Raw genomic sequence first — 23436 nt, forward strand, 5'->3', positions numbered from 1 at the left:
CTTGCCGCATTTGGCCGCAGGCCCGCGGCGGGGTCCGTCCGGGCGCCCGCGGGCGCGGGGGCCGGCCCGGCCGCGGGGCTCCGCCGGTCGGCCCGCCGGCCGCAAGGTTTTGCTCGCCCCGCCGCGATCGGCGACAATGCGGCCCCCTCGCGCCCGCACCGGCCTCCGGCCGCGCGTCCGCGCGGGACGTCTTTCACTCCCCTCGGTGACGCATGAATTTCCACGAATATCAGGCAAAGCAGCTGTTTGCCGACTACGGCATCGCAGTGCCGGCCGGGCGCGTTGCGCGCACTCCCGAAGAGGCCGTCGCGGCCGCCAAGGCCATTCCGGGCGACCTGTGGGTGGTCAAGGCCCAGATCCACGCGGGCGGCCGCGGCAAGGCCGGCGGCGTCAAGCTGGCGAAGAACTTCGACGAAGTGAAGCAGTACGCCCAGGCCATGCTGGGCACCAAGATGGAGACCTACCAGTCGGCCGGCGTCGCCCTGCCGATCGACACGGTGCTGATCTCCGAAGGCACCGACATCGCCAAGGAACTGTACTTGTCGGTGCTGGTCGACCGCTCGACCAAGTCGGTCACCTTCATCGCCTCCGCCGAAGGCGGCGTGGAAATCGAAAAGGTCGCCGAGGAAACCCCGGAAGCGATCAAGACCATCCACGTCAACTACGTGCAGGGCCTGCAGGCCTACCAGTGCCGCGAGCTCGCCTTCGACCTGGGCCTCAACGCCAAGCAGGCCGGCCAGCTGACCAAGATCATGCTGGGCCTGTACAAGCTGTTCAACGAGAAGGACCTGGCGCTGGTCGAACTGAACCCGCTGGCGATCCTCACCAACGGCGACCTCGCCGTGCTCGACGGCAAGGTCAACAGCGACGACAACGCGACCTTCCGCCACAAGGATCTCGCCGACATGCGCGATATCCGCCAGGAAGACGAGACCGAGGTCAAGGCCAGCCAGCACGACCTCAACTACGTCACCATGGACGGCAACATCGGCTGCATGGTCAACGGCGCCGGTCTGGCCATGGCGACGATGGACGTCATCCAGCTGGAAGGCGGCTCGCCGGCCAACTTCCTCGACGTTGGCGGCGGCGCCACCAAGGAGCGCGTGACCGAGGCGTTCAAGCTCATCCTGAGCTCGGACAAGGTCAAGGCCATCTTCGTCAACATCTTCGGCGGCATCGTCCGCTGCGACATGATCGCCGAGGGCATCATCGCCGCGGTCAAGGAAGTCGACGTCAAGGTTCCCGTCATCGTCCGCCTCGAAGGCACGAACGTGGAAGCCGGCAAGGAACTGCTGAAGAATTCGGGTCTGGCCATTACCCCGGCCGACAACATCAACGATGGCGCGAAGAAGGCGGTTGCCGCCGTCGCTGGCAAGTAAGGGGCCGATGACATGTCCGTTTTGATCAACAAGAACACCAAGGTGATCGTGCAGGGCTTCACCGGCTCGCAGGGCACCTTCCACGCCGAGCAGATGCTCGAGTACGGCACCAAGGTCGTCGGCGGCGTGACCCCGGGCAAGGGCGGCACTCAGCACCTGGGCCTGCCGGTCTTCAACACCGTGCGCGACGCCGTCGAAGAGACCGGCGCCGACGCCTCGGTCATCTACGTGCCGCCGCCGTTCGCGGCCGACGCGATCCTGGAAGCGGCCGACGCCGGCATCAAGGTCATCGTGTGCATCACCGAAGGCATCCCGGTGCTGGACATGTTGCGGGTCAAGAACACCCTCAACGGCTACGACGACGTGGTCCTGGTCGGTCCGAACTGCCCCGGCGTGATCACCCCGGGCGAGTGCAAGATCGGCATCATGCCGGGCCACATCCACAAGCCGGGCAAGATCGGCATCGTCTCGCGCTCGGGCACGCTGACCTATGAAGCGGTCAAGCAGACCACCGACGTGGGCCTGGGCCAGTCGACCTGCATCGGCATCGGCGGCGACCCGATCAACGGCACCAACTTCATCGACGCGCTGAAGTGGTTCCAGGACGACCCGCAGACCGAAGGCATCATCATGGTCGGCGAAATCGGCGGTTCGGCCGAGGAAGAAGCGGCCGAGTTCATCGCCCAGTACGTGACCAAGCCGGTGGTCGGCTTCATCGCCGGCGCCTCGGCGCCGAAGGGCAAGCGCATGGGCCACGCCGGCGCGATCGCCTCGGGCGGTTCGGGCACGGCCGAAGGCAAGTTCGCGGCGATGGAAAAGGCCGGCGTCACCACGGTCAAGTCGCCGGGCGACTTGGGCGCGGCGATCGCTAAGCGTTTGGCCAAGTAAGCGGCACCGGGCCGTAGGTTTGGGCCCGAAGTTACGAAAAAGCCGCCTTCGGGCGGCTTTTTCGTTGTGTGTCACAGAGGTGCTACAGTGGCGTCCGGCCCACCCTGCGGAGACGCCGTGTCGACCACCACCATCCGCCTCAGCGACGAACTCAAATCGCGCATCGCCGACGCCGCCGAACGTGCCGGCACCACGCCGCACGGCTTCATCCTCGGCGCGCTCGAGGAAAAAGTCGGCGAGGCCGAGCGCCGCGCGCAATTCCTGGACGAGGCGCAGGCGCGCTGGCGCAGCTTCGTCGCCGACGGGCAGGTCTTGGCGTGGGGCGAGATGCGCGACTACCTCGGCCGCCGCGCGCGCGGCGAAGCCGCGCAAGCGCCGGCGAAGAAGCCCTTCGGGCGCGAGCCGTGACCCGAATCGTCCTGGCGCCGGCCGTGGCCGAGGACTTCGCCCGCATTCTCGATCATCTCGACCGCCACGATGCGGCAGGGCGCGAGCAGCGCATCGACGGCATCCTGCACGCGGTGGACGTGCTGGCCGATAATCCGCTGATCGGCCGGCCGGCCGAAGCGCAGCTGCGCGAGTTGGTCGTCGGCCGCGACGCCAGCGGTTATGTGGCGCTGTACCGCTACCTCAGCGAGTTCGATACTGTCCTGATCCTGGCGATCCGGGCCCAGCGCGAAGCAGGTTATGCGCCGCCCTGAGCGTAGCGAGTTTCCGATCCGGCGCGGACCACGCGGTTCGCGCCGGCTTTCCATTTTCCCCTTGTGAACGTCGAGTCCCGCATGTCCGCTCCGCTGCGCATCGCCCTTGCCCAGTTCGATTTCCCCGTGGGCGCCGTAACCCAAAACGCCGAGCGCATGTGCGCGCTGATCGCGCAAGCGCGCGACGAATACGGCGCCGACGTGGTGCTGTTCCCGGAACTGGCGATCAGCGGCTACCCGCCCGAAGACTTGCTGCTGCGCCCGGGCTTCCTCGCCGATTGCGAGGCCGCGCTGGAACGCGTGGCGGCGGCCGCGCACGGCATCGTCGCCGTGGTCGGTTGGCCGCAGGCGGCCGGGGCGGTCGTCTACAACGCCGCCAGCGTGTTGCGCGGCGGGCGGGTCGAGGCGACTTACCGCAAGCGCGAGCTGCCCAATTACGCGGTGTTCGACGAGCGCCGTTACTTCGATGTCGATCCCGACGGCGAAGCGGTGGTGTTCGAGGTCAAGGGCGTGCAGGTCGGCGTGGTGATCTGCGAAGACCTGTGGTTCGCCGAGCCGCTGGCGGCGACGGCGCAGGCCGGCGCGAGTCTCGTGCTGGTACCCAACGCCTCGCCGTTCGAGCGCGACAAGCACGCGCAGCGCGACGCGCTGCTGGACTTGCGCGCGCGCGAGACCGGCGTGGCGCTGGCCTATCTCAACGTGGTCGGCGGCCAGGACGCGCTGGTGTTCGACGGCGCCTCGGTGTTGGCCGACGGCGACGGTCAGGTGCACGCGGCTGCGGCGGCGTTCGAGGATCACTGGTTGGTCGCCGATTACGACGACGCGAGCCGCCGCTTCGCGCCGGTGTCGTGGCCGGTCGAACACGAGGAAAGCCGCGACGCGCTGGCGTGGCGGGCGGTGGTGCGCGGCACCCGCGACTACTGCCGCAAGAACGGTTTCGACAAGGTCTGGCTGGGCCTGTCGGGCGGCATCGATTCCTCGGTGGTCATGGCCATCGCGGTCGATGCGCTGGGGCCGGAGAACGTCGTCGCGGTGCGCATGCCTTCTCGCTACACCGCCGACCTGTCCAACGACTTGGCCGCCGAGCAGTGCGCGAGCCAGGGCGTGCGTCTGCTGGCGCTGCCGATCGAAAAGCCGTTCCAGGGCTTTCTCGACACCTTGGCCGAGGCGTTCGACGGCAAGCCGGTCGACGTGACCGAAGAGAATTTGCAATCGCGCACCCGCGGCGCGCTGATGATGGCGATGAGCAACAAGTTCGGCGGCCTGCTGCTGACCACCGGCAACAAGAGCGAGTACGCGGTCGGCTACGCCACCATCTACGGCGACATGTGCGGCGGCTACGCGCCGATCAAGGATCTGTACAAGACCGAGGTGTTCGCGCTGGCGCGCTGGCGCAACGCGGTGGCCGGTTCGCCGGTGATTCCGTGGGCGGTGATCGACCGCCCGCCGTCGGCGGAACTGCGCGAGAACCAGAAGGACCAGGATTCGTTGCCGCCGTACGACGTGCTCGACGCGATCTTGCTGCGCTACGTCGATCAGGAGCAGTCGCGCGACGAAATCGTGCGCGCCGGCTTCGATCCGGCCACGGTCGACCGCGTGCTCAAGCTGGTGCGGATCAGCGAGTGGAAGCGGCATCAGGCCGCGCCGGGGCCGAAGGTCTCGCGGCGCGCGTTCGGGCGCGAGCGGCGCTATCCGATCACCAACCGTTATTCCGGCTGAGGCCGATGCCGGGGCTCGGCCTGTAGGAGCGGCGTAAGCCGCGACCGCGACATCGCCGCTACGGCGCAACCCAGAGCGAGCGGCATCGTCGCAGCCGCGCCGGGCGTTCGCGTGCAGGAGCGGCGTAAGCCGCGATCCAACCGAAGCGATAAATCCCACGCCACACCCCGAAGCCCGGCCGCCGCTACGCCGCGCACGCTCCCGGTTGCGCCGCTCCTACAAGCGGGCTTCGGCTGCTCTGTCGCAAGCGATATACGCTGCCGGGCGTTGCGAAGCCCGGTCGCCGCCGCACCGCGCACGTTCCCGGTTGCGCCGTAGTTGCGGTGTCGCGGTCGCGGCTCGCGCCGCTCCTACAGGTAGCTTCGGACGCGTCGCGGCGAAAGCGGGGTGGCTTTCTTGGGCAGCGTTGCGGCCACGACGCAGCCGGCGAGTTCGGACGCACCGCCGCAAACGAAAAACGCCGCCCTGGGGCGGCGTTTTTCGTGCGGCGAGGGCAGGGAGCTTACTGCCCCTTGCCCGCCTGTTCGGCGCGCTTGGCTTCGAGCTTGTCGCGGTTGTCCACCGCCGACTTCTCGCCCGCGAACGGGTTGAGCTTGCGCAGGTTGCTCGGGTAGTCCGGCCATTCGCCGGTCAGCGCCGGGTGGTTCGGGTCGTTCTGCTGCAGCACGCGCTTGGCGTCGGCGGCCAGGTTCTGGTTGTCCAGGCCTTCGTAGGAACGCAACAGCACGGCGATGGCGTCGTACTGGTAGCGGCTCTGCGGGTAGGTTTCCAACAGGAACTTGGCGCGGTCGGCCGCGGCGACGTAGGCGGTGCGGCGCAGGTAGTACAGCGACACGTCGAGCTCGTGGCGGGCGAAGGTGTCGCGCAGCACGATCATGCGCTTGCGCGCGTCCTCGGCGTAGCGGCTGTTCGGGTAGCGCTCGACCACGATCTGGAAGTCGTTGTAGGCCTGCATCGGCGTGGCCAGATCGCGGCGGCTCACGTCCAGGCGCCAGACCTTCTGCAGGAACACCGTGTCGCGGCTGGAGTTGACCAGACCGCGCAGGTAATACAGATAGGCGATGTTGCGGTGGGTCGGGTAGGTGCGGATGAAGCGGTCGATGCTGCTGACCGCGTCGTCGTGCTTGCCGGACTTGTACTGGGCGTAAGCCGTTTCGATCAGCGCCTGCTCGGTGTACGGGCCGTACGGGTACTGGGCGACGAGGCGGCGGAAGCTGACCTCGGCCGAGGCCCAGTTGCCGTTGGTCATCGACTTGTGGGCTTTCTGATAGATCGCCTCGACCGGCTGGCCTTCGTCGCTGTCCTTGTTCTTCTTGAACATCTTGCCGACCCGCGTGCAGCCGGTGCCGGCTACGGCCACGATCAGCAGCAGGGACACCAGGCGCAGGACGGCGCGGGACGGGGTGGAACGATCGGTCATGGCAGGCATCGACAGGCGCCGGAGGCACGAAGAGCCGATAATAGCAGTCCGCGGGTCCGAGCCCTTAACCGGACCCGTCTTCCCTCATCAGTGCCGACGCCGCAATGACCGACTCCCGCCAGACCCTGACCGCGACCGTCCCCGACGCCGCCGCCGGCCGCCGTTTCGACGCCGTCCTGGCCGAACTGTTCCCCGATTACTCGCGCTCGCGGCTGGCCGCCTGGATCAAATCCGGCGACGCCCGCCTGAACGGCCGCGAGGCGCGCCCGCGCGACCCGGTCCAGGGCGGCGAATCCGTCGAATTGAACGTGGTCCTGGATACCCAGACCCACGCCGTGGCCGAGGACATCGCCCTGGACGTGCTGTACGAGGACGCCGAGGTGATCGTGCTCGACAAGCCCGCCGGGCTGGTCGTCCACCCCGGCGCCGGCAACCCGGCCGGCACCCTGGTCAACGCCCTGCTGCACCGCGACCCGTCGCTGGCCGCGCTGCCGCGCGCCGGCATCGTCCATCGCCTGGACAAGGACACCTCCGGGGTCATGGTGGTGGCGCGGACCCTGCCGGCGCACACCTCGCTGGTCGATCAGCTGTCCGCGCGCGAAGTCCACCGCCAGTACCTGGCCGTGGTGGTCGGCGCGCTGGTCTCCGGCGGCACCGCCAACGCCGCGATCGACCGCCACCCGCGCGACCGCCTGCGCATGGCCGTGCGCGAGGACGGCCGCGACGCGGTCACCCACTACCGCCTGCGCGAGCGCTTCCGCGCCCACACCTTGCTGGAATGCCGCCTGGAAACCGGGCGCACCCACCAGATCCGCGTGCACATGCAGCACCTCAAGCACCCCATCGTCGGCGACCCGCTGTACGGCGGCCCGCTCAAGCTGCCCAAGGGCGCGAGCGATTCGCTGGTGGAGACCCTGCGCGGCTTCAAGCGTCAGGCGCTGCACGCCGAGACGTTGGAATTCGTCCATCCGGTCAGCGGCGAACCGGTGCGCTGCACCGCGCCGGTGCCGGCCGACATGCTGCAGCTGATCGCCGAACTGCGCGAGGATTCGCGCGCCGCGGCCGAGGCCGGGCGATGAGCGAGGGCGCTGCGGCCCCCTGGATCGAAGCCGACTGGCCGGCGCCGCCGGGCGTGCGCGGCTTCACCACGGTGCGTCGCGGCCTGGGCGTGTCGCAGGCGCCGTTCGACTCGCTCAACCTGGGCACGCTCTACGGCGAGCAGCGCGACGAACCGGCCGCGGTGCTGCGCAACCGCGAACTGCTCGCGCAGGCCGCCGCGCTGCCGTCGCCGCCGCGTTGGCTGCATCAGGTGCACGGCGTCGGCGTGGTCCGCTTCGACGGCGACGCGCCGGCCGGCGAACCGGAGGGCGACGCCGCGGTGACTTCCACCCCGGGCACGGTGCTGGCGATCCTCACCGCCGACTGCCTGCCGGTGCTGTTCGCGGCCGAAGACGGCGGCGAAATCGGCGGCGCCCACGCCGGCTGGCGCGGGCTCGCCGACGGCATGCTCGAAGCCACGGTCGCGGCGATGCGCAGCGAACCCGCGCGCCTGCGCGCCTGGCTCGGCCCGGCCGCGGGGCCGCAGCGCTACGAAATCGGCGCCGAGGTGCGCGAGGCCTTCCTTGCCGTCGACGCCGCCGCCGAAACCGCGTTCGTCGCGACCAAGCCCGGCCATTGGCGGGTCGATCTCTACGCTCTGGCGCGGCAGCGTCTGGCGCGCGCCGGAGTGCGCGCCGATCATATCCACGGCGGCGGGCTGTGCACGATTTCGGAGCCCGACCGTTTCTATTCCCACCGCCGCGACCGCCGCACCGGACGCATGGCGACTCTCATCTGGATGCAACGATGACGCACTCGGTCCAACGGACGGCCCTGTTCCTTTCGCTCTGCCTCGCCGCGGCTTGCGGCGCCGTTTCCTTCGACGCGCGCGCCGGCGACGGCTGCGGCGAACGCAGCTACGACCTGCTGCTCGCCGCCTATCCCGGCGCGCAGAGCGAAACCGGCGACGACGGCGAATTCCTGCGCACCGCCGGCTCGCCGCAGCGCTGGATCAAGCTCGACGACGTGGCCTGCAAGGTCTGGCCGGCGTCGCCGGACAAGACCTTGTTGGCGGTGCGCCTGCGCCACGATCAGGCCAGCGGCGAGGTCGATGTCGCCGATCTGGAAGTGCTGGTCGCCGATTCGGCCAAGCCGCGCATCCTGCAGCGCTACCGCGAGAACGACGCGCTGACCTCCGACGCGGTGCGGATTTCCTCGGTGACTCTGGACACCGCGCGCTATCGCCTGGACGACAAGACCACCGCGTTCGGCGTGCGCGTGACCTACAGCGGTTCCTCGCGGGTCAATCCTTACGAAAGCACGGTGCTGGCGCTCTACGTCGGCGACGGCGCGAAGCTGCGGCCGGTGCTGAGCAATCTGGAGGTCGCGCTCGACCGCGGCGAATGGGACGGCAATTGCGCGGGCGAGTTCGAGACCGTGCAGCGCACCGTCGCCATCGACGCCAAGCGCGATCATGGATTTGCCGGCCTGCTGGTCAACTCGGTGTCGCAGGCGCGCCGCAATTCGTCGCGCAACGACGACTGCGAAGACATCTCCGCGCCCAAGCGAAAGAGCAGCGACCGTCTGCCCTTCGACGGCCAGCGCTACGTCGTGCCGTCCGCGCTGCGTGCGCTGTAAATGAGCGCGAGCGCAGTGAAAAGTTCGCGCGACGCCGAGCGCCTGGGCGCCCGCGAAGGCTTGTACCCGCGCGCGCTCGGCGTGCGCTTCGTGTTCCTGCCGCGCACGCTGCGGCAGGTGCACGGCCGCGCCGGCCGTCAGCGTTATGTCGGCGAAGGGCAGGTCGAGCGCGGCCATGGGCTGATCGCCGGCTTGATGGCGCGGGTGGCGCGGTTGCCCAAGGCGCACAACGGGCCGATCGAAGTCGAGATCGACGCCGGCCCGCGCGGCGAAACCTGGACCCGCCGCTTCGGCAAATCGACGATGCGTTCGCGCCTGATCGAGCGCGACGGGCTGGTGCTGGAGCGGTTGTGGCCGATGCGTTTCGCCTTCGTCCTGGATCTGGACGGCGAGATCGCCGACGCCGCGGCCTCGGGCACGTTGCCGTTGGACAACGGCGCCTCGGTGACCGTGTCCTCGCCGGTGATGCCGCTCGCGACGCCAATGCACGGGCCGGACGATCCGGGCCTGTCGTGGCGTTTGGTGCGGGTGCGCCTGCTCGGCGTGCCGCTGCCGGCGAGTTGGTTCTCGGGGATGCGCGCGCGCGAGTTCGAGCGCGACGGGCGGTATCACTTCGAGGTCGGCGCGCAGTTGCCGGTGGTGGGGTTGTTGGTGCGGTATCGCGGGTGGTTGGAAGTGGCGGAGTAGGTCGGCGTTTCGCGGTTTTGCTGTTCCGTCTCCGCCGTTGTCGCGTTTCGACGTTTGAGCCGTCGCGCTTCCTTCGTTCACCCTCCTGACACGGTCGTTCGCGATCTCCTCATCGTCATTCGCCGCCCGCGCGCTCATTCGTCGTCCCACGCCGTCATTCGTTGCCCCAACACCGTCATTCCGGCGAAAGCCGGAATCCATTTTGCCGTTGCTTCCATTGGCCGCTTCGCGCGAGCGTAGGAGCAAGATCAAAATGGATTCCGGCTTTCGCCGGAATGACGGCGTTGAGGGGCCGCGATGTCGGCTAGGGGGCGATTGCGTGGCCTGGGGTGGTGGTGGCGAATTTCGCAGCTTCGGTTGGCGGCGGCGGAGCATCGTCGTCGCGGTCGGCATGAGCCGATAACGCATCCGCCGCCCGGCCGGCCCCGAAATCGCCCCAACGCCGCCGATTGGCGGCACACTCGCGCTTGCGAACGGATCGCCGACTCGCCCGGCATGGAAGCGTCCCTCCCGCGTTTCGAGTACCGTCCATGAGCTTTGAACATCCAGTGTGGGAAGCGCCGCGTCGCGCAGTTTGGGGCGCGCCGCGTCCTGCCGTTTGGGGAACGCCGCGTCTTGGTTTCTCGGCGGCGGGTGCCGTCGTGGTTGGGTTGGCGGACGGGGGACGCGGACGGTGAACACCGAATTGAAGAAACTGCAGCGCTCGTGGTTCGTCCCCGGCGACCTCAACGGCTTCTTCGGCCTCGTCGTCGACAACCTCTCGATCCTCGGCTTCATCGCCGCCGCGCTGATCGGCATCTTCGGTTTCCCGGCCGAAGTCATCTACACCCGCATGTTTCCCGGCACCGCGTTCGGCGTGCTGGTCGGCAATCTGATCTACACCTGGATGGCGCGCCGCCTGGCCGCGCGCAGCGGCCGCGACGATGTCACCGCGATGCCGCTCGGCCTGGACGCGCCGACCAGCATCGGCATGGCCTTGCTGGTGCTCGGCCCGGCCTTCGTCGGCTTCAAGCAAGGCGGCATGGACGAAATGGCCGCCGCCGACGCCACCTGGAAGCTCGGCATGGCCGCGCTGATCGTGATGGGCGCGCTGAAGTTCGCGCTGTCGTTCATCGGCGACGCGGTCAGCCGCCTGATTCCGCGCGCCGGCCTGCTTGGCTCGATCGCCGGCACCGCGCTGGTGCTGATGGGCTTCTTGCCGCTGATCGAAACCTTGCGTTCGCCGCTGGTCGGGTTCATGACGCTCGGGTTGTTGCTGTACGTGCTGGTCGCGAAGGGCAAGTTGCCGGTGAAGTTGCCGGGCGTGTTCGTCGCGTTCGTGTTTGGGACGGTGTTGTTCTACGGCTTCGGGGCGGTTGGGTTGGGAGCTCCGGGCTTCGGTTGGCCAGAGCCGCAGCCTCTGCGCCCCGTGTTGCCGCTGCCCACGCTCGGCTTCATCGAAGGCCTGCCGTACACGCTGCCGTACCTGCAGCTGCTGCTGCCGTTCGGCTTGCTGATGGTGGTCGGCGGCATCAACGTCAGCGAAAGCGCGCGCGCGGCCGGCGACGATTACCGCACCCGCGACATCCTGCTGGCCGAGGCGTTCTCGACCTTGGTCGCCGGCTTCGTCGGCGGCGTCGCCCAGACCACGCCCTACATCGGCCAGCCCGCGTACAAGCACATGGGCGCGCGCAGCGGCTACACCTTGTTGACCGGCTTGTTCATCGGCCTGGGCGGCATGCTCGGCCTCGTCTCGGGCTTGGTGCAGTGGCTGCCGCTGGCGGTGCTGGCGCCGATCATCGTCTACGTCGCGCTCGACATCACCACACAGGCGTTCCAGGCCACCCCGGCCAAGCACGCCACCGCGATGGTGTTCGGCTTCCTGCCGCCGGTGGCGTACATGCTCTCGATCAAGACCGGCAATCCGAGCTGGATCGACCCGGCCCGCCACGCCGAACTGACCGGCCTGCTCGACGGCCACGGCCTGCCCGAACTGGCGGTGATCGTGACCCTGGGCAACGGCTTCATCATGACCTCGATGATCTGGACCTCGGCGGTGGCCTCGATGGTCGACGGCCGCCTGCGCCGCGCCGCGGCCTTCCTGCTCGGCGGCGCGGGGCTGGCGCTGTTCGGCATCATCCATTCGGTCGACCCGCGCGGCGGCGTGTACCTGCCGTGGGCGCTGGAAGGGCTGCAGAAGACCATAGCCTGGCAGTTCATCGGCGCCTATATCGGGCTGGCGGTCTTGCTGATCCTGCTGTCGCTGCAGCGCGATCCGGTCGAACCGCCGGCGCCGGCTTGAGAGCCCGCGCCCGCGGCCCCAGATCGATAAGCCCACCCACCGGCCCACGCCATGTCCCTGCAGAACGAACTCAACGCCGTGCCCGGCGTGACCGCGCAACCCGAAGCCGCGACCCGCGACTTCGTGTTCAACCACACCATGCTGCGGATCAAGGATCCGCAGGCCTCGCTGGATTTCTACACCCGCGTGCTCGGCTTCACCTTGGTGCGCAAGCGCGATTTCGCGGAGGCGCAATTCAGCCTGTACTTCCTGGTGCTGGTGAACGACCCGGCGCAGATTCCGGCCGAGGAGCCGGCGCGCGGCGAATGGCTGCTGAGCCAGCGCGGCGTGCTCGAACTCACCCACAACCACGGCACCGAGAACGACGCGGATTTCGCCTACCACCACGGCAACAGCGACCCGCGCGGCTTCGGCCACATCTGCGTGTCGGTGCCGGACGTGGAAGCGGCCTGCGCGCGCTTCGAGCAGCTCGGCGTGGCGTTCCAGAAGCGGCTGACCGACGGGCGGATGAAGGACATCGCCTTCATCAAGGACCCGGATGGCTATTGGGTCGAAATCCTGCAGCCGACGTCGCGGGTGTAAGCCATCCAGACGCGACGGCCCGCCACCGTCGCGCCGCTATTCCCCGATCCCCCGGGCCGCATCCGCGACCCGGGGGATCGTCTTTTTGGAGCCCGCGAACGCATCCGCCGCGCCACCGCCGAACTCGCCGCGAAAACCCCGCCCCCCATTCCCCATTCCCGCTTCTCTATCCCCGCTTCCCTATTCCCCGCTTCCCACTCCCGCGTCTCCTCCAACCTTGAAACCCCCGCCAAAGCCCGCATTAACAGGTCATTCGCGGCCCGCGCGCGACACTCGCGTCCCAGCCGCCACCTATCTTTCGGAGAACCCTCCATGCGGATGGACAAGCTGACCTCGCGCTTCCAGCAGGCTTTGCAGGACGCGCAATCGCTGGCGGTCGGACGCGACCACAGCGTGATCGAACCCGCGCACCTGCTGACCGCCTTGCTCGACCAGAGCGGCGGCAGCACGCGCCCCTTGCTGGCCCAGTCCGGCGTCAACGTGCCGCTGCTGCGCGAACGCCTGGGCGAGGCGCTGGAAAAGCTGCCCAAGGTCAGCGGGCAGGCCGGCAATGTGTCGATCGGCAACGATCTGGCGCGCCTGCTCAACGTCACCGACAAACTGGCGCAGCAGCGCAACGACGCCTTCATCGCCAGCGAACTGTTCCTGCTCGCCGCGCTCGACGACGGCGGCGACGCCGGCCGCACGCTCAAGGCCGCGGGCGCGACCAAGGCCAAGCTCGAGACGGCCATCGACAAACTGCGCGGAGGCGAGAGCGTGCAATCGGAAAACGCCGAAGACCAGCGGCAAGCGCTGGAAAAATACTGCATCGACCTGACCGCGCGCGCCGAGAACGGCAAGCTCGATCCGGTGGTCGGCCGCGACGAAGAGATCCGCCGCACCATCCAGGTGCTGCAGCGCCGGACCAAGAACAACCCGGTGCTGATCGGCGAACCCGGCGTGGGCAAGACCGCGATCGTCGAAGGCTTGGCCCAGCGCATCGTCAACAACGAGGTGCCCGAAGGCCTGCGCGGCAAGCGCGTGCTCTCGCTCGACATGGGCGCGCTGATCGCCGGCGCCAAGTTCCGCGGCGAGTTCGAGGAGCGCTTGAAGGCCGTGCTGAACGATCTGTCGAAGAACGAAGGTCAGGTGATCTTGTTCATCGACGAACTGCACACCATGGTCGGCGCCGGCAAGGCCGAGGGCGCGATGGACGCGGGCAACATGCTCAAGCCGGCGCTCGCGCGCGGCGAGCTGCACTGCATCGGCGCGACCACGCTCGACGAATACCGCAAGTACGTGGAGAAGGACGCCGCGCTGGAGCGCCGCTTCCAGAAAGTGTTCGTCGGCGAGCCGACGGTCGAGGACACCATCGCGATCCTGCGCGGGCTCAAGGAGCGCTACGCCGTGCACCACGGCGTGGAGATCACTGACCCGGCCATCGTCGCCGCGGCCACGCTCTCGCACCGCTACATCGCCGACCGCCAATTGCCCGACAAGGCCATCGATCTGATGGACGAGGCGGCGTCGCGCATCCGCATGGAGATCGATTCCAAGCCGGAAGAGCTCGACCGCAAGGAGCGCCGGCTGATCCAGCTCAAGATCCAGCGCGAGGCGCTGAAGAAGGAGAAGGACGCCGAATCCAAGCAGCGCCTGGCCGATCTTGAAGCCGAGATCGCCGTCCTGGAGCGCGAGTTCAACGACCTGGAAGAGGTGTGGAAGGCCGAGAAGGCGACCTTGCAGGGCGCGACCAAGATCAAGGAGCAGATCGAGCAGGCCAAGCTCGATCTGGAAGCCGCGCAGCGCACGCAAGACTTCGGCCGCATGAGCGAAATCCAGTACGGCAAGCTGCCGGAGCTGGAAAAGCAGCTCAAGGCCGCGCAGGAAGCCGAAACCCAGGGCTTCAAGCTGCTGCAGGACAAGGTCACCGCCGAGGAGATCGCCGAGGTCGTCGCGCGTTGGACCGGCATCCCGGTGGCGAAGATGCTCGAAGGCGAGCGCGACAAGCTGCTGAAGATGGAGCAGGTGCTGCACGCGCGCGTGGTCGGCCAGGACGAGGCGGTGCGCGTGGTGTCCGACGCGGTGCGGCGTTCGCGCGCGGGCCTGTCCGATCCCAACCGTCCCAGCGGCTCGTTCCTGTTCCTCGGCCCGACCGGCGTGGGCAAGACCGAGCTGTGCAAGGCGCTGGCCGAGTTCCTGTTCGATTCGTCCGACGCGATGGTGCGCATCGACATGAGCGAGTTCATGGAGAAGCACGCGGTCAGCCGTCTGGTCGGCGCGCCTCCGGGCTATGTCGGCTATGAAGAGGGCGGTTATCTCACCGAGGCGGTGCGTCGCCGTCCTTACAGCGTGATCCTGCTCGACGAAGTCGAGAAGGCGCACCCGGACGTGTTCAACATCCTGCTGCAGGTGCTCGACGACGGCCGCCTCACCGACGGCCAGGGCCGCACCGTGGACTTCCGCAACACGGTGATCGTGATGACCTCGAACCTGGGTTCGCAGTTGATCCAGGAGTTCAGCCACGACGCCTCGCCGGACGCCTACACGCAGATGAAGACCGCGGTGATGGGCGTGGTGCAGACCCACTTCCGCCCGGAGTTCATCAACCGGCTCGACGACATCGTGGTGTTCCACCCGCTGGAGAAGAGCCAGATCCGCGAGATCGCCAAGATCCAGCTGCACGGTTTGGAGAAGCGTCTGCTCGAGCGCGGCCTGAAGCTGTCGCTGAGCGATTCGGCGCTGACCTTGATCGGCAACGTCGGCTTCGACCCGGTGTACGGCGCGCGGCCGCTCAAGCGCGCGGTGCAGCAGCAGATCGAGAATCCGCTGGCGCAGAAGATCCTCGGCGGCGAGTTCGTCAACGGCGATACGATCCAGGTCGAGGCCGAGGGTGGGCATTTGGTGTTCCGCAAGGTGTAAGCCGCGGCGGATTCCAGGCAAGCGAAAACGGCCCGCGATGCGGGCCGTTTTTGTGTGCGGGGGTAGGGTGGGGCGCGGTGGTTGCGGTGTCGCGGTCGCGAAAGGCTTCGGATCGCCCCTGGGCTACCTGTAGGAGCGGCGCAAGCCGCGACCGCGAACCACAAACCCCGGCGTCACTCTCCGCCAGCCACCGCCACCGCCACCTCCGGCGCCTTACGCGGCACGATCCCGAGCGCCTGTTCGATCTCGCCCGGATCGAACCGCAGCCCGCCCTTGAACACCGCATCGACCTTGCGGATGTCGCGCATGTCTTTGGTCGGATCGCCGTCGATCAAGACCAGGTCGGCGTACTTGCCCGGCGCGATGTAGCCGCGGTCCTTGTCCACGCCGAGCACCTGCGCCGGCGTCAGCGTCGCCAGCCGCAGCACTTCGGCGTTGGGGATGCCGGCGCGCGCGTAGGTTTCCAGTTCGGCGTGCAGCATGTAGCCGGACATCGCGTCGGTGCCCGGCAGGAGGGTGATGCCGGCGTCGTGCAACGACTTGAGCAGTTTGAGCATGCTCGGGAACGCCTGTCGGTAGGCCGCTTCCTGTCCGTGCGGCGGCTTCAGCGCGCCCCAGCTGAGGTTGCGCCGCGCCTGCGGCGGCAGCCGCTCGGCCACGCCGCGCAGGCCGGGCGGCGTCTTGTCGGCGGGGTCGCCGCCGAACAGATCCTCGGCCAGCGCCATGGTCGGATCGAGCACGGTGCGGTGACGCTTGAGGTAATCGATGAACTCGCGCACCTTCGGCGCCTCGGGCGGGTACTCGTGCGCGTGCTCGGCGACCGCGGTCAGCCGCTGCATGCTTTGGGTGTCCTTCACTTGCGGGTACATGAAGTTGAGTTCGACGTAGAGCAGGTGCTGCAACTCGTCGGCGCCGTCGTCGATGAACTGCCGCGCCGACATCGACGCCGGCACGTGGCCGCTGTAGCGCAGGCCGCGGGCGTGGGCGCGGTCGGCGATGACCGGCACCAGTTCGGGTTTGAGCGAGGAGTAGCTCTTGATCTGCATGTAGCCGCGGTCGGCGTAGAAATCCACCGCCTTGACCGCTTCGTCCGGCGTGGACACCAGCATCTTGGTTGGGCCGGCGTAGGGGCCGGGGCCGTCGATGAAGCCGGCCATCAGCACGCGCGGGCCGATCTCGCTGCCGGCGTCGAAGCGTTTGACGCGCTCCAGGAAGGTGTCGAAGTTGTTGGCGATGTCGCGCGCGCTGGTGACGCCGGCGGCGATGTCGAGCGCGCCGTCCTCGGTGGCGCTGTAGTGCTTGTGCACGTCCCACAGGCCGGGCATGAGGAAGCGGCCGCGCGCGTCGAGGGTTTGCGCGGTCGCCGGCGCGCGCATCTGCGCGTCGGGCGCGACGCGCACGATGCGTTCGTTCTCGATCAGCACGCTGGTGCCGGCGCTGACGCTGAGGTCGCGCGGATCGAACAGGCGCGCGTTGCGGATCAGCAGCGGGCCTCGCGGCGCGTGGGTGAGGCGCTTGGCGAAGTCGGCGCCCCATTGCGCGGCGGCGGTTTCCTGCAGCTCGGTCAGTTTCGGCGCGGCGTCCTCGAATTCGCGGTCGACGACGGAGAACCAGCCGGAGGCGAAGATCGTCGCCGCGGTTTCGCCGTCCTCGCGCAGCCAGACCATGCGCGGGGTGAAGTCCAGGCCTTCGATGCGGTACAGCCGCAGCGCGACCGGGCCGCGCTTGCCGGCGATCGGATACTCGCCGACCGCGGCGATGCTGGCCTCGCCGGCAGGCAGCAAGGCGAGCTTGTGTTGAGGCGCCTTGAGCAAGGCGCGCGCGAGCGCGCCGGTGGCCTCCGGCGCGGCCTGCAGCGGCAGGAAGAACGCGGGCGCGGCGAGCTCGCGTTCGCCGCGTTCGGCCGGGTTCTTCCACTGCGCCTTGGCGCCGTCGACGCGGTAGCTCTCCTCGAAGGGATTGAGCAGGTAGTCGTTGCCGCTGCCGCTGTATTCGCGCAGGGTGCCGTCGTCGTTGGCGCGCCAGCGGGTGGTGCTGCGGTCGCCGCGGCCGCGGTCGGTGTAGTGGTAATCGACTTGCACCGAGCCGTCGGCGGCGGTGGCGACTTTCTGTTCGCCGGCCGCACGGCCTTGCATGAACACGGCGTAGTCGCGGGTGCCGGGCGCGGCCTGGGCGGCGAGCGCGGCGGAGAGAGCGAGGGACAGCGACAGCAAGGCGATCGGGCGCATCGAAGGGCTCCGGGGTGGCGTGCTGACAGCGAGGGACGCGGTGGCGCTGGCGAGGTATAGCCGATCCTGGCGGCGCGGGAATGTGCCGCTAGTGGGAACTGTCATGCCGTCGATCCGCGAATCGCGCGGCGCGGATGCGAAAAGGCCCGGGACGATGCCCGGGCCTTCGCGCGCAGCGGGTTCAAACCGCGAAACGCATCACCATTTGTAGCCGACCTTCAAATACGCGAACGCGCCGTTGAAGCCGAACGGCGACGCGGTGTTGTACGGCAGGTAGTTGCGCGTGCCGCGCACCAGCTTGGATTCGTCGGGATACTCGTTGAGCACGTTGTCGCCGCCGACGGTGAAGTCCCACTGGTTCAGGCGATAGGTCGCGGCCAGATCCAGCGTCCACTTCGCGCTGAAGGTCTGGTCCTGGCGCGGATCGGTCGCATGCAGCTCGGTGAACTGGCCGTAGCGGGTGGCGGTGGCGTTGAAGTTCCAGTTGCCGGTCTTCCAGTCGCCGCTGAGGAAGAACTTGTCGCGCGGCGCGCCCTTGGTGATGCGGCCGATCTCGGTGCGGCCGATGCGCACCGCGGCCGGGTCGATCGCCGCCAGCCGCGGCGGGTTCGGCGCGATGTTCTCGATCTCGGTCTTGGAGTAGTTGTAGCCGGCGGTGGTGCTGAGCTTGCCGCTGCCGACGTCCCAGGCGTAGGTGGCGATCACGTCCACGCCCTGGGTCTTGGTATCGACCGCGTTGGTGAAGTAGCGGCCGCCGCCGATGCCCGGATAGCCGTTGGCCTGCAGGTAGTTGCGCACCGCGGTGCTGGTCAGGTTCTCCGACAGCAGAATGCGGTCGTCGACCTTGATGTGGTACGCGTCGACGGTGATGTACAAACCGTCGGCGGGCTGCAGCACCAGGCCGAGGCTGTAGTTGGTCGATTCCTCGGCCTTCAGCGGCTCCGAGCCCAGCGCCACCGCGGCCGGGTTGTCGACGCGGAAGGTGCCGATCTCATAAGGCACGCCGCTGATGAAGTTGGTGGCGATGGACTGGAAGTACTGCTGCTGCAGCGACGGCGCGCGGAAGCCGGTGGAGGCGGTGGCGCGCAGCGCGACCTTGTCGGTGAAGGCGTAGCGCGCCGACAGCTTGCCCGAGGTGGTGTCGCCGAAATCGCTGTAGCTCTCGTAGCGCGCGGCGAGGCCGGCGGAGAACTTCTCGGTCAGGTCGCCTTCCACGTCGAGGTAGAGCGAGTAGCTGTGGCGGTCGAACTCGCCGGCGTCGCTGGCGCGGAAGCCGGAGAACACCTGCGCGCCGGGAATGATCTGGCCGTTCGACGCGGGCACGCCGCCGTTGGCGTAGGACAGCGGCTCGCCGGCGCGCTGGCTGAATTCCTCGCCGCGCCACTCCGCGCCCCAGGCGAAAGTGATCGGGTACTTCCAGCCGAAATCCACCGGGCGGGTGAAGTCGAGATTCAACACGTGCTGGGTGACTTCCAGCGCGCCGGCGTAGAACTTGCGCGGCGAGCTCGGGCCGAGGCTGCGGTTGAGGGTGTTCTCGATGTCGAAGGTCAGGCCGTTGTGGCCGTAGTTGTAGCTCAGGTCGATCTGGGTGCCGCCGGCGGTTTCGCCGCGCAGGCCGAACACCGCGGCACGGTCCTTGCTGACGTTGTGGATCTGCGGCAGGAAACCGTTCGGATAGATCGACGGGATGTTGCGCGGGTCGGCGGCGAAGCGGAAATAGCCGTTGGACAGCACGTCGCGTTCGCTGTAGCTGCCGAAGGAATAGAAGGTCAGGTAATCGGCCGGCTTGTACTGGCCGTTGTAGGAGAACGCGCCCTGGTCGATTTCCGGATCGCCGTAGCGCTGTTCGACCACGCCCTGGTAAGGACGCGCGCGGTTGGTCTGGTCCTGATGCCCGCCTTGCGCGGCCAGCCGCAGCCAGCCGCGTTCGCCTTCCAGGCCGAGATCGCCGGAGAGCTGGTATTGCTCGCCATCGCCGGCGCTGTACTGGCCGTAGCGCGCGGCCACCGAGCCGCCTTTGCCGGCGCCCTTGAGCACGATGTTGACCACGCCGGCGATGGCGTCGGAGCCGTACTGCGCCGAGGCGCCGTCGCGCAGCACTTCCACGCGTTCGATCGCGGCGATGGGAATGGCGTTGAGATCGACCGGCGAAGAGCCGCGGCCCTGGCTGCCGTTGAGGTTGATCAGCGCGGTGGTGTGGCGGCGCTTGCCGTTGACCAGCACCAGCACCTGATCGGGAGCGAGGCCGCGCAGCTGCGCGGGGCGGACCGCGTCGGTGCCGTCGGTGATCGCCGGGCGCGGGAAGTTGAGCGAAGGCAGGGCGCGCGCCAGCGCGGTGGCGAGTTCGACCGTGCCGGTGGCTTCCAGGGTTTCGGGCGTGATGATGTCGATCGGCGCGGTGGATTCGGCGACGGTGCGGTCGCTGACGCGGGTGCCGGTGACGATGACTTGATCGAGGGTCTTGGCGTCGGCTTGCGGCGCGGGCTGCTGGGCCAGCGCGGCGGGCGCGGCCAGGGCGATCAGCAGACCGAGGGCGAGGGGATGGCGGGTGCGGAGGCGGTGCGTGCGGCTGGCGTGCATGAAGACTCCTGCAAGGGGACTGACAGCGATGTCATTCGGGTTTAACACGGTCATAACAACCGGGTCAATGAAGCGGCCAGAAACCGGCTAACGCAAGTAATCAAAAGGTGGTAGCCGCCTCGTTTTCGGCCCTGGGGCGGGAGGCGGGAGAGCGGCGAGGGGGAGGGCGGGCGAAAAAATCCGCCGGACCCGCGACGCTGCACGGGCCGGCGGCCGGAAAATGGGGGTATCGCCCGCAAAGGGCCGACAGGCAGACGGCCCGGACGCGAGCATGGCGGGGCGTGACGCCGGGCTGGAATCAGACGAGTCTGAAATCGCATCGCAGGGCGCGCGATCCGTGCGCTGCGTCGGCTCATCAGGCTCCCGGCCGCGCCGCGCGCTGGCGTCGGCGCGGCCAGCGGCTGCTAAGATGCCCGCGCTCAAGGTGATCGCCGGCACAGTCCGGCGATTGAAACGGGAATCCGGTCGCGCCGCTGGCCAGTTCGTCCAGAACGGTCCGCGCGCTCAAGCCGGAGCTGCCCCCGCAACGGTAGGCGAGTAGACGCACCGCAACGGCCACTGTGCTCAGGCATGGGAAGGCGCGGTACGGGAACCCCGGACAAGGACGCTCCACCGGTTCCGCTCGCAAGCCCGGAGACCGGCCCGGAGCGCGAACCGACCGGCGGTGGGCCTGGTTGCGGACGATCGCGCCCGCGCGCATTGCTCCGAGCCGTTTCTCCGCCGGTCCCGACCCTTGTCGGCCGCGCGGGTGAGGCGCGGCCCGGAGACCCGTACGCAATGCCGCACTTCGCTTCCCTCCCGCTTTCCCCGCGCCCGCTCGTTTCGCGCTCGCTCGCGTCGGCCTTGTCCGTCGCCTTGCTCGGCGCCGCCGCCGGCGCGCAGGCCGCGCCCGCGGTCGATCTCGATCAAGTGGTGGTGACCGCCACCCGCACCGCGCAGACCCAGGACGCGACCCTGGCCGCGATCACCGTGATCGACCGCGCCGACATCGAACGCCTGCAGCCGGCGTCGCTGCCGGACTTGCTGCGCGGCACCCCGGGCGCGTCGTTGGCCAACAACGGCGGGCCGGGCAAGAGCACCTCGCTGTTCCTGCGCGGCACCGAGTCCGACCACACCCTGGTGCTGGTGGACGGCATCAAGCTCGGCTCGGCCACCAGCGGCGGCGCGTCGCTGCAGGACATTCCGGTCGACCAGATCGAACGCGTGGAGATCGTGCGCGGCCCGTTCTCCAGCCTCTACGGTTCCGAAGCCATCGGCGGCGTGATCCAGATCTTCACCCGCCGCCCGCAAGGCCCGTTCGTGCCGAGCTTCAGCGTCGGCATCGGCAGCCACCAGACGCATCGCGCCTCCGCGGGCGTCGCCGGCAAGGGCGAGCGCGGCTGGTACTCGATCAACGCCGCGCACGAAGACACCGACGGCATCAACGCCTGCCGCGGCAAGCCCAATCCGCGCGGCGCCGGCTGCTTCACCCACTCGCCCGATCGCGACGGTTATCGCAACACCTCGCTGACGATGCAGGGCGGCTACCGCTTCAACGAGCAGTGGGACGGCGAGGCGCGCGCGTTCCGCGCCGAGGGCTACAACGAGTACGACGGCAGCCAGAACAATCAGGCCGACATCGTCCAGCAAGTGATCGGCGCCAAGCTGCGCTATCGCCCGAGCGAGCGCCTCGCGCTGAGCCTCAACGCCGGCGAAAGCCGGGATCAGAGCGAACAGTACAAGGACGGCAAATACTCCAGCACCTTCGACACGCGCCGCCAGCTCGGTTCCTTGCAGGGCGACCTCGGCCTCGGCGGCGGCTTGCTGACCCTGGGCTTCGACTGGCAGCGCGACGAAGTGGACAGCAGCACCGCGTACCAGCGCGATTCGCGCGTGCTGCGCGGCGCGTTCGGTCAGTACCAGCGCGAGTTCGGCGCGCACGCGCTGCAAGCCAGCGTGCGCCGCGACGACGACAGCCAGTTCGGCGGCAAGACCACCGGCAGCGTGTTGTGGGGCTGGAATCTCAGCGACGCGCTGCGCCTGACCGCGAGCTACGGCACCGCGTTCAAGGCGCCGACTTTCAACGAGCTGTATTACCCGGGCTACGGCAATCCCGACGTGGGACCGGAGACCTCGCGCAGCTTCGAGCTGGGCTTGCGCGGCACCTTCGGCGAAGGCGGCCGGCAGGTGTGGTCGCTCAACGCGTACCAGACCCGGATCGACGATCTGATCGCCTACGACGCCTCCATCGGCCTGCCCAACAACGTCGACCGCGCGCGCATCCGCGGCCTGGAAGCGACGCTGGACACGCGCCTGCTCGGCTGGGACCTGCGCGCCAGCGCGACCTGGCTGGATCCGCGCAACGACAGCCGCGGCGCTTATCGCGACAACATCCTGCCGCGGCGCGCGCGCCAGAGCGCGCGCATCGACCTGGACCGCCGCTTCGCGCTCGGCGGCGACGACGCGCTGTCGTTCGGCGCCAGCGTCTACGCCGCCAACGACCGCTACGACGATCTGGCCAACGCCCGCCGCCTCGGCGGTTACGCGCTGACCGATCTGCGCATCGGTTATGCGCTGAATACGGATTGGAATTTGCAGTTGTCGGCCAACAACGTGTTCGACCGGCGTTACGAAACCGCGGCCTTCTACAATCAGCCCGGCCGCACCTATCTGTTGAGCCTGCGTTACCGTCCCAATCGCTGACCCGCCCGCGCCGGCCGCGCGAGCGCGCGGCCGGCCCCGAACGAGAGACCGACGATGAAGCCCACGACCCACCCGCATTCCCAGGCCCCGGTCGAACTCAAGCCGCTGATCGAGGGACCCGCGCAGCTGGCGATCCTCGCGGCGCTGTCGATCCTGATGGCGATCACCCGCTTTCACACCATCGGCGCGGCGCTGCATCTGCAAGACGCGTCGATGGCGGTGTTCTTCCTCGGCGGCTTGTATCTGCAGCGGCATCGCTTGTTCGCGGGCTTGCTCGCGGCGGCGGTGGCGATCGACTACATCGCCATCACCGGGCGCGGCCTGAACTTCTTCGACCACTACTGCGTGACGCCGTCGTACGCGTTCTTGCTGCTGGCCTACGCGGTGCTGTGGTACCTGGGCCGGGCCTGGGCGCCGTCGATGTCGGCCAAGCCGCGCGCGCTGGCCGGCGCGCTGGCGGTCGGGTTGGTCGCGGCGGCGGCCTCGTTCCTGATTTCCAACGGCGCGTTCTATTGGTTCGGCGGCCGCTACGCCGATCCGAACTTCGCCGAATACCTCGACCGCGTGTGGCGCTGGGGCCCGCTGTTCGTCGGCACCACGATGGCCTACATCGGCACGGCGCTGCTGGCGCACGCGCTGATCGCGCGCTTGGTCCGCCCGCGCGGCGCGGCGTCGCATTCGCACGGCTGATCCGAACCGTTACCAGGAGTCCGTC

General features: G+C 68.7%; 17 protein-coding genes and 1 riboswitch. Of the genes, 14 read left to right on the top strand and 3 right to left on the bottom strand.

What is annotated here, in order from left to right; translation table 11 throughout:
• The first annotated feature begins 212 nt into the window (after window positions 1-212).
• The 5 genes from sucC to J5226_RS09790 all read left to right on the top strand — a co-directional run bounded on the left by sucC (window position 213) and on the right by J5226_RS09790 (window position 4687).
• Window positions 213-1379, top strand: a complete 1167-nt coding sequence (gene sucC / locus J5226_RS09770) for an ADP-forming succinate--CoA ligase subunit beta (protein WP_074862717.1) — start codon at window positions 213-215, stop codon at window positions 1377-1379.
• Between the two features lie 12 nt (window positions 1380-1391).
• Window positions 1392-2267: a succinate--CoA ligase subunit alpha gene (gene sucD, locus J5226_RS09775; protein WP_215839723.1), complete on the top strand. Its 876-nt coding sequence runs from the start codon at window positions 1392-1394 to the stop codon at window positions 2265-2267.
• A 117-nt stretch (window positions 2268-2384) separates the two neighbouring features.
• The gene (locus J5226_RS09780) at window positions 2385-2675 is read left to right on the top strand and encodes a CopG family transcriptional regulator (RefSeq protein WP_215839724.1); all 291 of its coding nucleotides are present in this window, start codon (window positions 2385-2387) and stop codon (window positions 2673-2675) included.
• Entirely contained in the window at window positions 2672-2968 is a 297-nt protein-coding gene (locus J5226_RS09785; RefSeq protein WP_215839725.1) for a type II toxin-antitoxin system RelE/ParE family toxin, read from the top strand. Before J5226_RS09780 ends, J5226_RS09785 begins: the two co-directional genes overlap by 4 nt.
• Window positions 2969-3049: 81 nt before the next feature.
• A complete protein-coding gene (locus J5226_RS09790) occupies window positions 3050-4687 on the top strand; it encodes an NAD+ synthase (protein WP_215839726.1) in 1638 nt (545 codons plus the stop codon).
• Between the two features lie 502 nt (window positions 4688-5189).
• Here J5226_RS09790 and J5226_RS09795 read toward each other — a convergent pair.
• Window positions 5190-6107, bottom strand: coding sequence for an outer membrane protein assembly factor BamD (locus J5226_RS09795; protein WP_215839727.1), 918 nt, complete (start codon window positions 6105-6107; stop codon window positions 5190-5192).
• Window positions 6108-6211: 104 nt separating this feature from the next.
• On the opposite strand from J5226_RS09795, the gene rluD reads away from it, so the two are divergent.
• From rluD to clpB, 7 genes are all read left to right on the top strand, one after another.
• Window positions 6212-7186, top strand: a complete 975-nt coding sequence (gene rluD / locus J5226_RS09800; protein WP_215839728.1) for a 23S rRNA pseudouridine(1911/1915/1917) synthase RluD — start codon at window positions 6212-6214, stop codon at window positions 7184-7186.
• Window positions 7183-7956: a peptidoglycan editing factor PgeF gene (gene pgeF, locus J5226_RS09805; protein WP_215839729.1), complete on the top strand. Its 774-nt coding sequence runs from the start codon at window positions 7183-7185 to the stop codon at window positions 7954-7956. Before rluD ends, pgeF begins: the two co-directional genes overlap by 4 nt.
• A complete protein-coding gene (locus J5226_RS09810) occupies window positions 7953-8783 on the top strand; it encodes a hypothetical protein (protein WP_215839730.1) in 831 nt (276 codons plus the stop codon). The genes pgeF and J5226_RS09810 overlap by 4 nt, the downstream gene beginning before the upstream one ends.
• Window positions 8784-8798: 15 nt before the next feature.
• Complete coding sequence (locus J5226_RS09815; protein WP_215839731.1) at window positions 8799-9470, top strand: DUF4166 domain-containing protein; 672 nt, start codon at window positions 8799-8801, stop codon at window positions 9468-9470.
• Between the two features lie 673 nt (window positions 9471-10143).
• Window positions 10144-11751, top strand: a complete 1608-nt coding sequence (locus J5226_RS09820; RefSeq protein ID WP_215839732.1) for a hypothetical protein — start codon at window positions 10144-10146, stop codon at window positions 11749-11751.
• Window positions 11752-11802: 51 nt separating this feature from the next.
• Window positions 11803-12333, top strand: coding sequence for a lactoylglutathione lyase (gene gloA, locus J5226_RS09825; protein ID WP_215839733.1), 531 nt, complete (start codon window positions 11803-11805; stop codon window positions 12331-12333).
• Window positions 12334-12645: 312 nt separating this feature from the next.
• Window positions 12646-15231, top strand: coding sequence for an ATP-dependent chaperone ClpB (clpB, locus tag J5226_RS09830; RefSeq protein WP_215839734.1), 2586 nt, complete (start codon window positions 12646-12648; stop codon window positions 15229-15231).
• A gap of 173 nt (window positions 15232-15404) precedes the next feature.
• Here the strand turns inward: clpB and J5226_RS09835 are convergent, their stop codons facing one another.
• Entirely contained in the window at window positions 15405-17459 is a 2055-nt protein-coding gene (locus J5226_RS09835) for an amidohydrolase family protein (protein WP_215839735.1), read from the bottom strand.
• Between the two features lie 198 nt (window positions 17460-17657).
• Window positions 17658-20039: a TonB-dependent receptor gene (locus J5226_RS09840; RefSeq protein WP_215839736.1), complete on the bottom strand. Its 2382-nt coding sequence runs from the start codon at window positions 20037-20039 to the stop codon at window positions 17658-17660.
• Between the two features lie 405 nt (window positions 20040-20444).
• A riboswitch (cobalamin riboswitch) is annotated at window positions 20445-20700 on the top strand.
• Window positions 20701-20816: 116 nt separating this feature from the next.
• Between J5226_RS09840 and btuB the strand changes: the two genes are divergently transcribed.
• On the top strand, window positions 20817-22721 hold the full coding sequence (gene btuB, locus J5226_RS09845) for a TonB-dependent vitamin B12 receptor (RefSeq protein WP_215839737.1): 1905 nt from the start codon (window positions 20817-20819) through the stop codon (window positions 22719-22721).
• A 54-nt stretch (window positions 22722-22775) separates the two neighbouring features.
• Entirely contained in the window at window positions 22776-23411 is a 636-nt protein-coding gene (locus J5226_RS09850) for a hypothetical protein (RefSeq protein ID WP_255323045.1), read from the top strand.
• The last annotated feature ends 25 nt before the right edge of the window (window positions 23412-23436 follow it).

It is taken from the genome of Lysobacter sp. K5869 (genome assembly GCF_018847975.1).
GTDB lineage: Bacteria > Pseudomonadota > Gammaproteobacteria > Xanthomonadales > Xanthomonadaceae > Lysobacter.

What these genes read in the sequence shown, in the direction of transcription:
- sucC (WP_074862717.1), top strand. Translation starts at nt 213, where the DNA reads ATGAATTTCCACGAATATCAGGCAAAGCAGCTGTTTGCCGACTACGGC.
- sucD (WP_215839723.1), top strand. Translation starts at nt 1,392, where the DNA reads ATGTCCGTTTTGATCAACAAGAACACCAAGGTGATCGTGCAGGGCTTC.
- J5226_RS09790 (WP_215839726.1), top strand. Translation starts at nt 3,050, where the DNA reads ATGTCCGCTCCGCTGCGCATCGCCCTTGCCCAGTTCGATTTCCCCGTG.
- J5226_RS09795 (WP_215839727.1), bottom strand. Translation starts at nt 6,107, where the DNA reads ATGACCGATCGTTCCACCCCGTCCCGCGCCGTCCTGCGCCTGGTGTCC.
- rluD (WP_215839728.1), top strand. Translation starts at nt 6,212, where the DNA reads ATGACCGACTCCCGCCAGACCCTGACCGCGACCGTCCCCGACGCCGCC.
- pgeF (WP_215839729.1), top strand. Translation starts at nt 7,183, where the DNA reads ATGAGCGAGGGCGCTGCGGCCCCCTGGATCGAAGCCGACTGGCCGGCG.
- J5226_RS09810 (WP_215839730.1), top strand. Translation starts at nt 7,953, where the DNA reads ATGACGCACTCGGTCCAACGGACGGCCCTGTTCCTTTCGCTCTGCCTC.
- gloA (WP_215839733.1), top strand. Translation starts at nt 11,803, where the DNA reads ATGTCCCTGCAGAACGAACTCAACGCCGTGCCCGGCGTGACCGCGCAA.
- clpB (WP_215839734.1), top strand. Translation starts at nt 12,646, where the DNA reads ATGCGGATGGACAAGCTGACCTCGCGCTTCCAGCAGGCTTTGCAGGAC.
- J5226_RS09835 (WP_215839735.1), bottom strand. Translation starts at nt 17,459, where the DNA reads ATGCGCCCGATCGCCTTGCTGTCGCTGTCCCTCGCTCTCTCCGCCGCG.
- J5226_RS09840 (WP_215839736.1), bottom strand. Translation starts at nt 20,039, where the DNA reads ATGCACGCCAGCCGCACGCACCGCCTCCGCACCCGCCATCCCCTCGCC.
- btuB (WP_215839737.1), top strand. Translation starts at nt 20,817, where the DNA reads ATGCCGCACTTCGCTTCCCTCCCGCTTTCCCCGCGCCCGCTCGTTTCG.
- J5226_RS09850 (WP_255323045.1), top strand. Translation starts at nt 22,776, where the DNA reads ATGAAGCCCACGACCCACCCGCATTCCCAGGCCCCGGTCGAACTCAAG.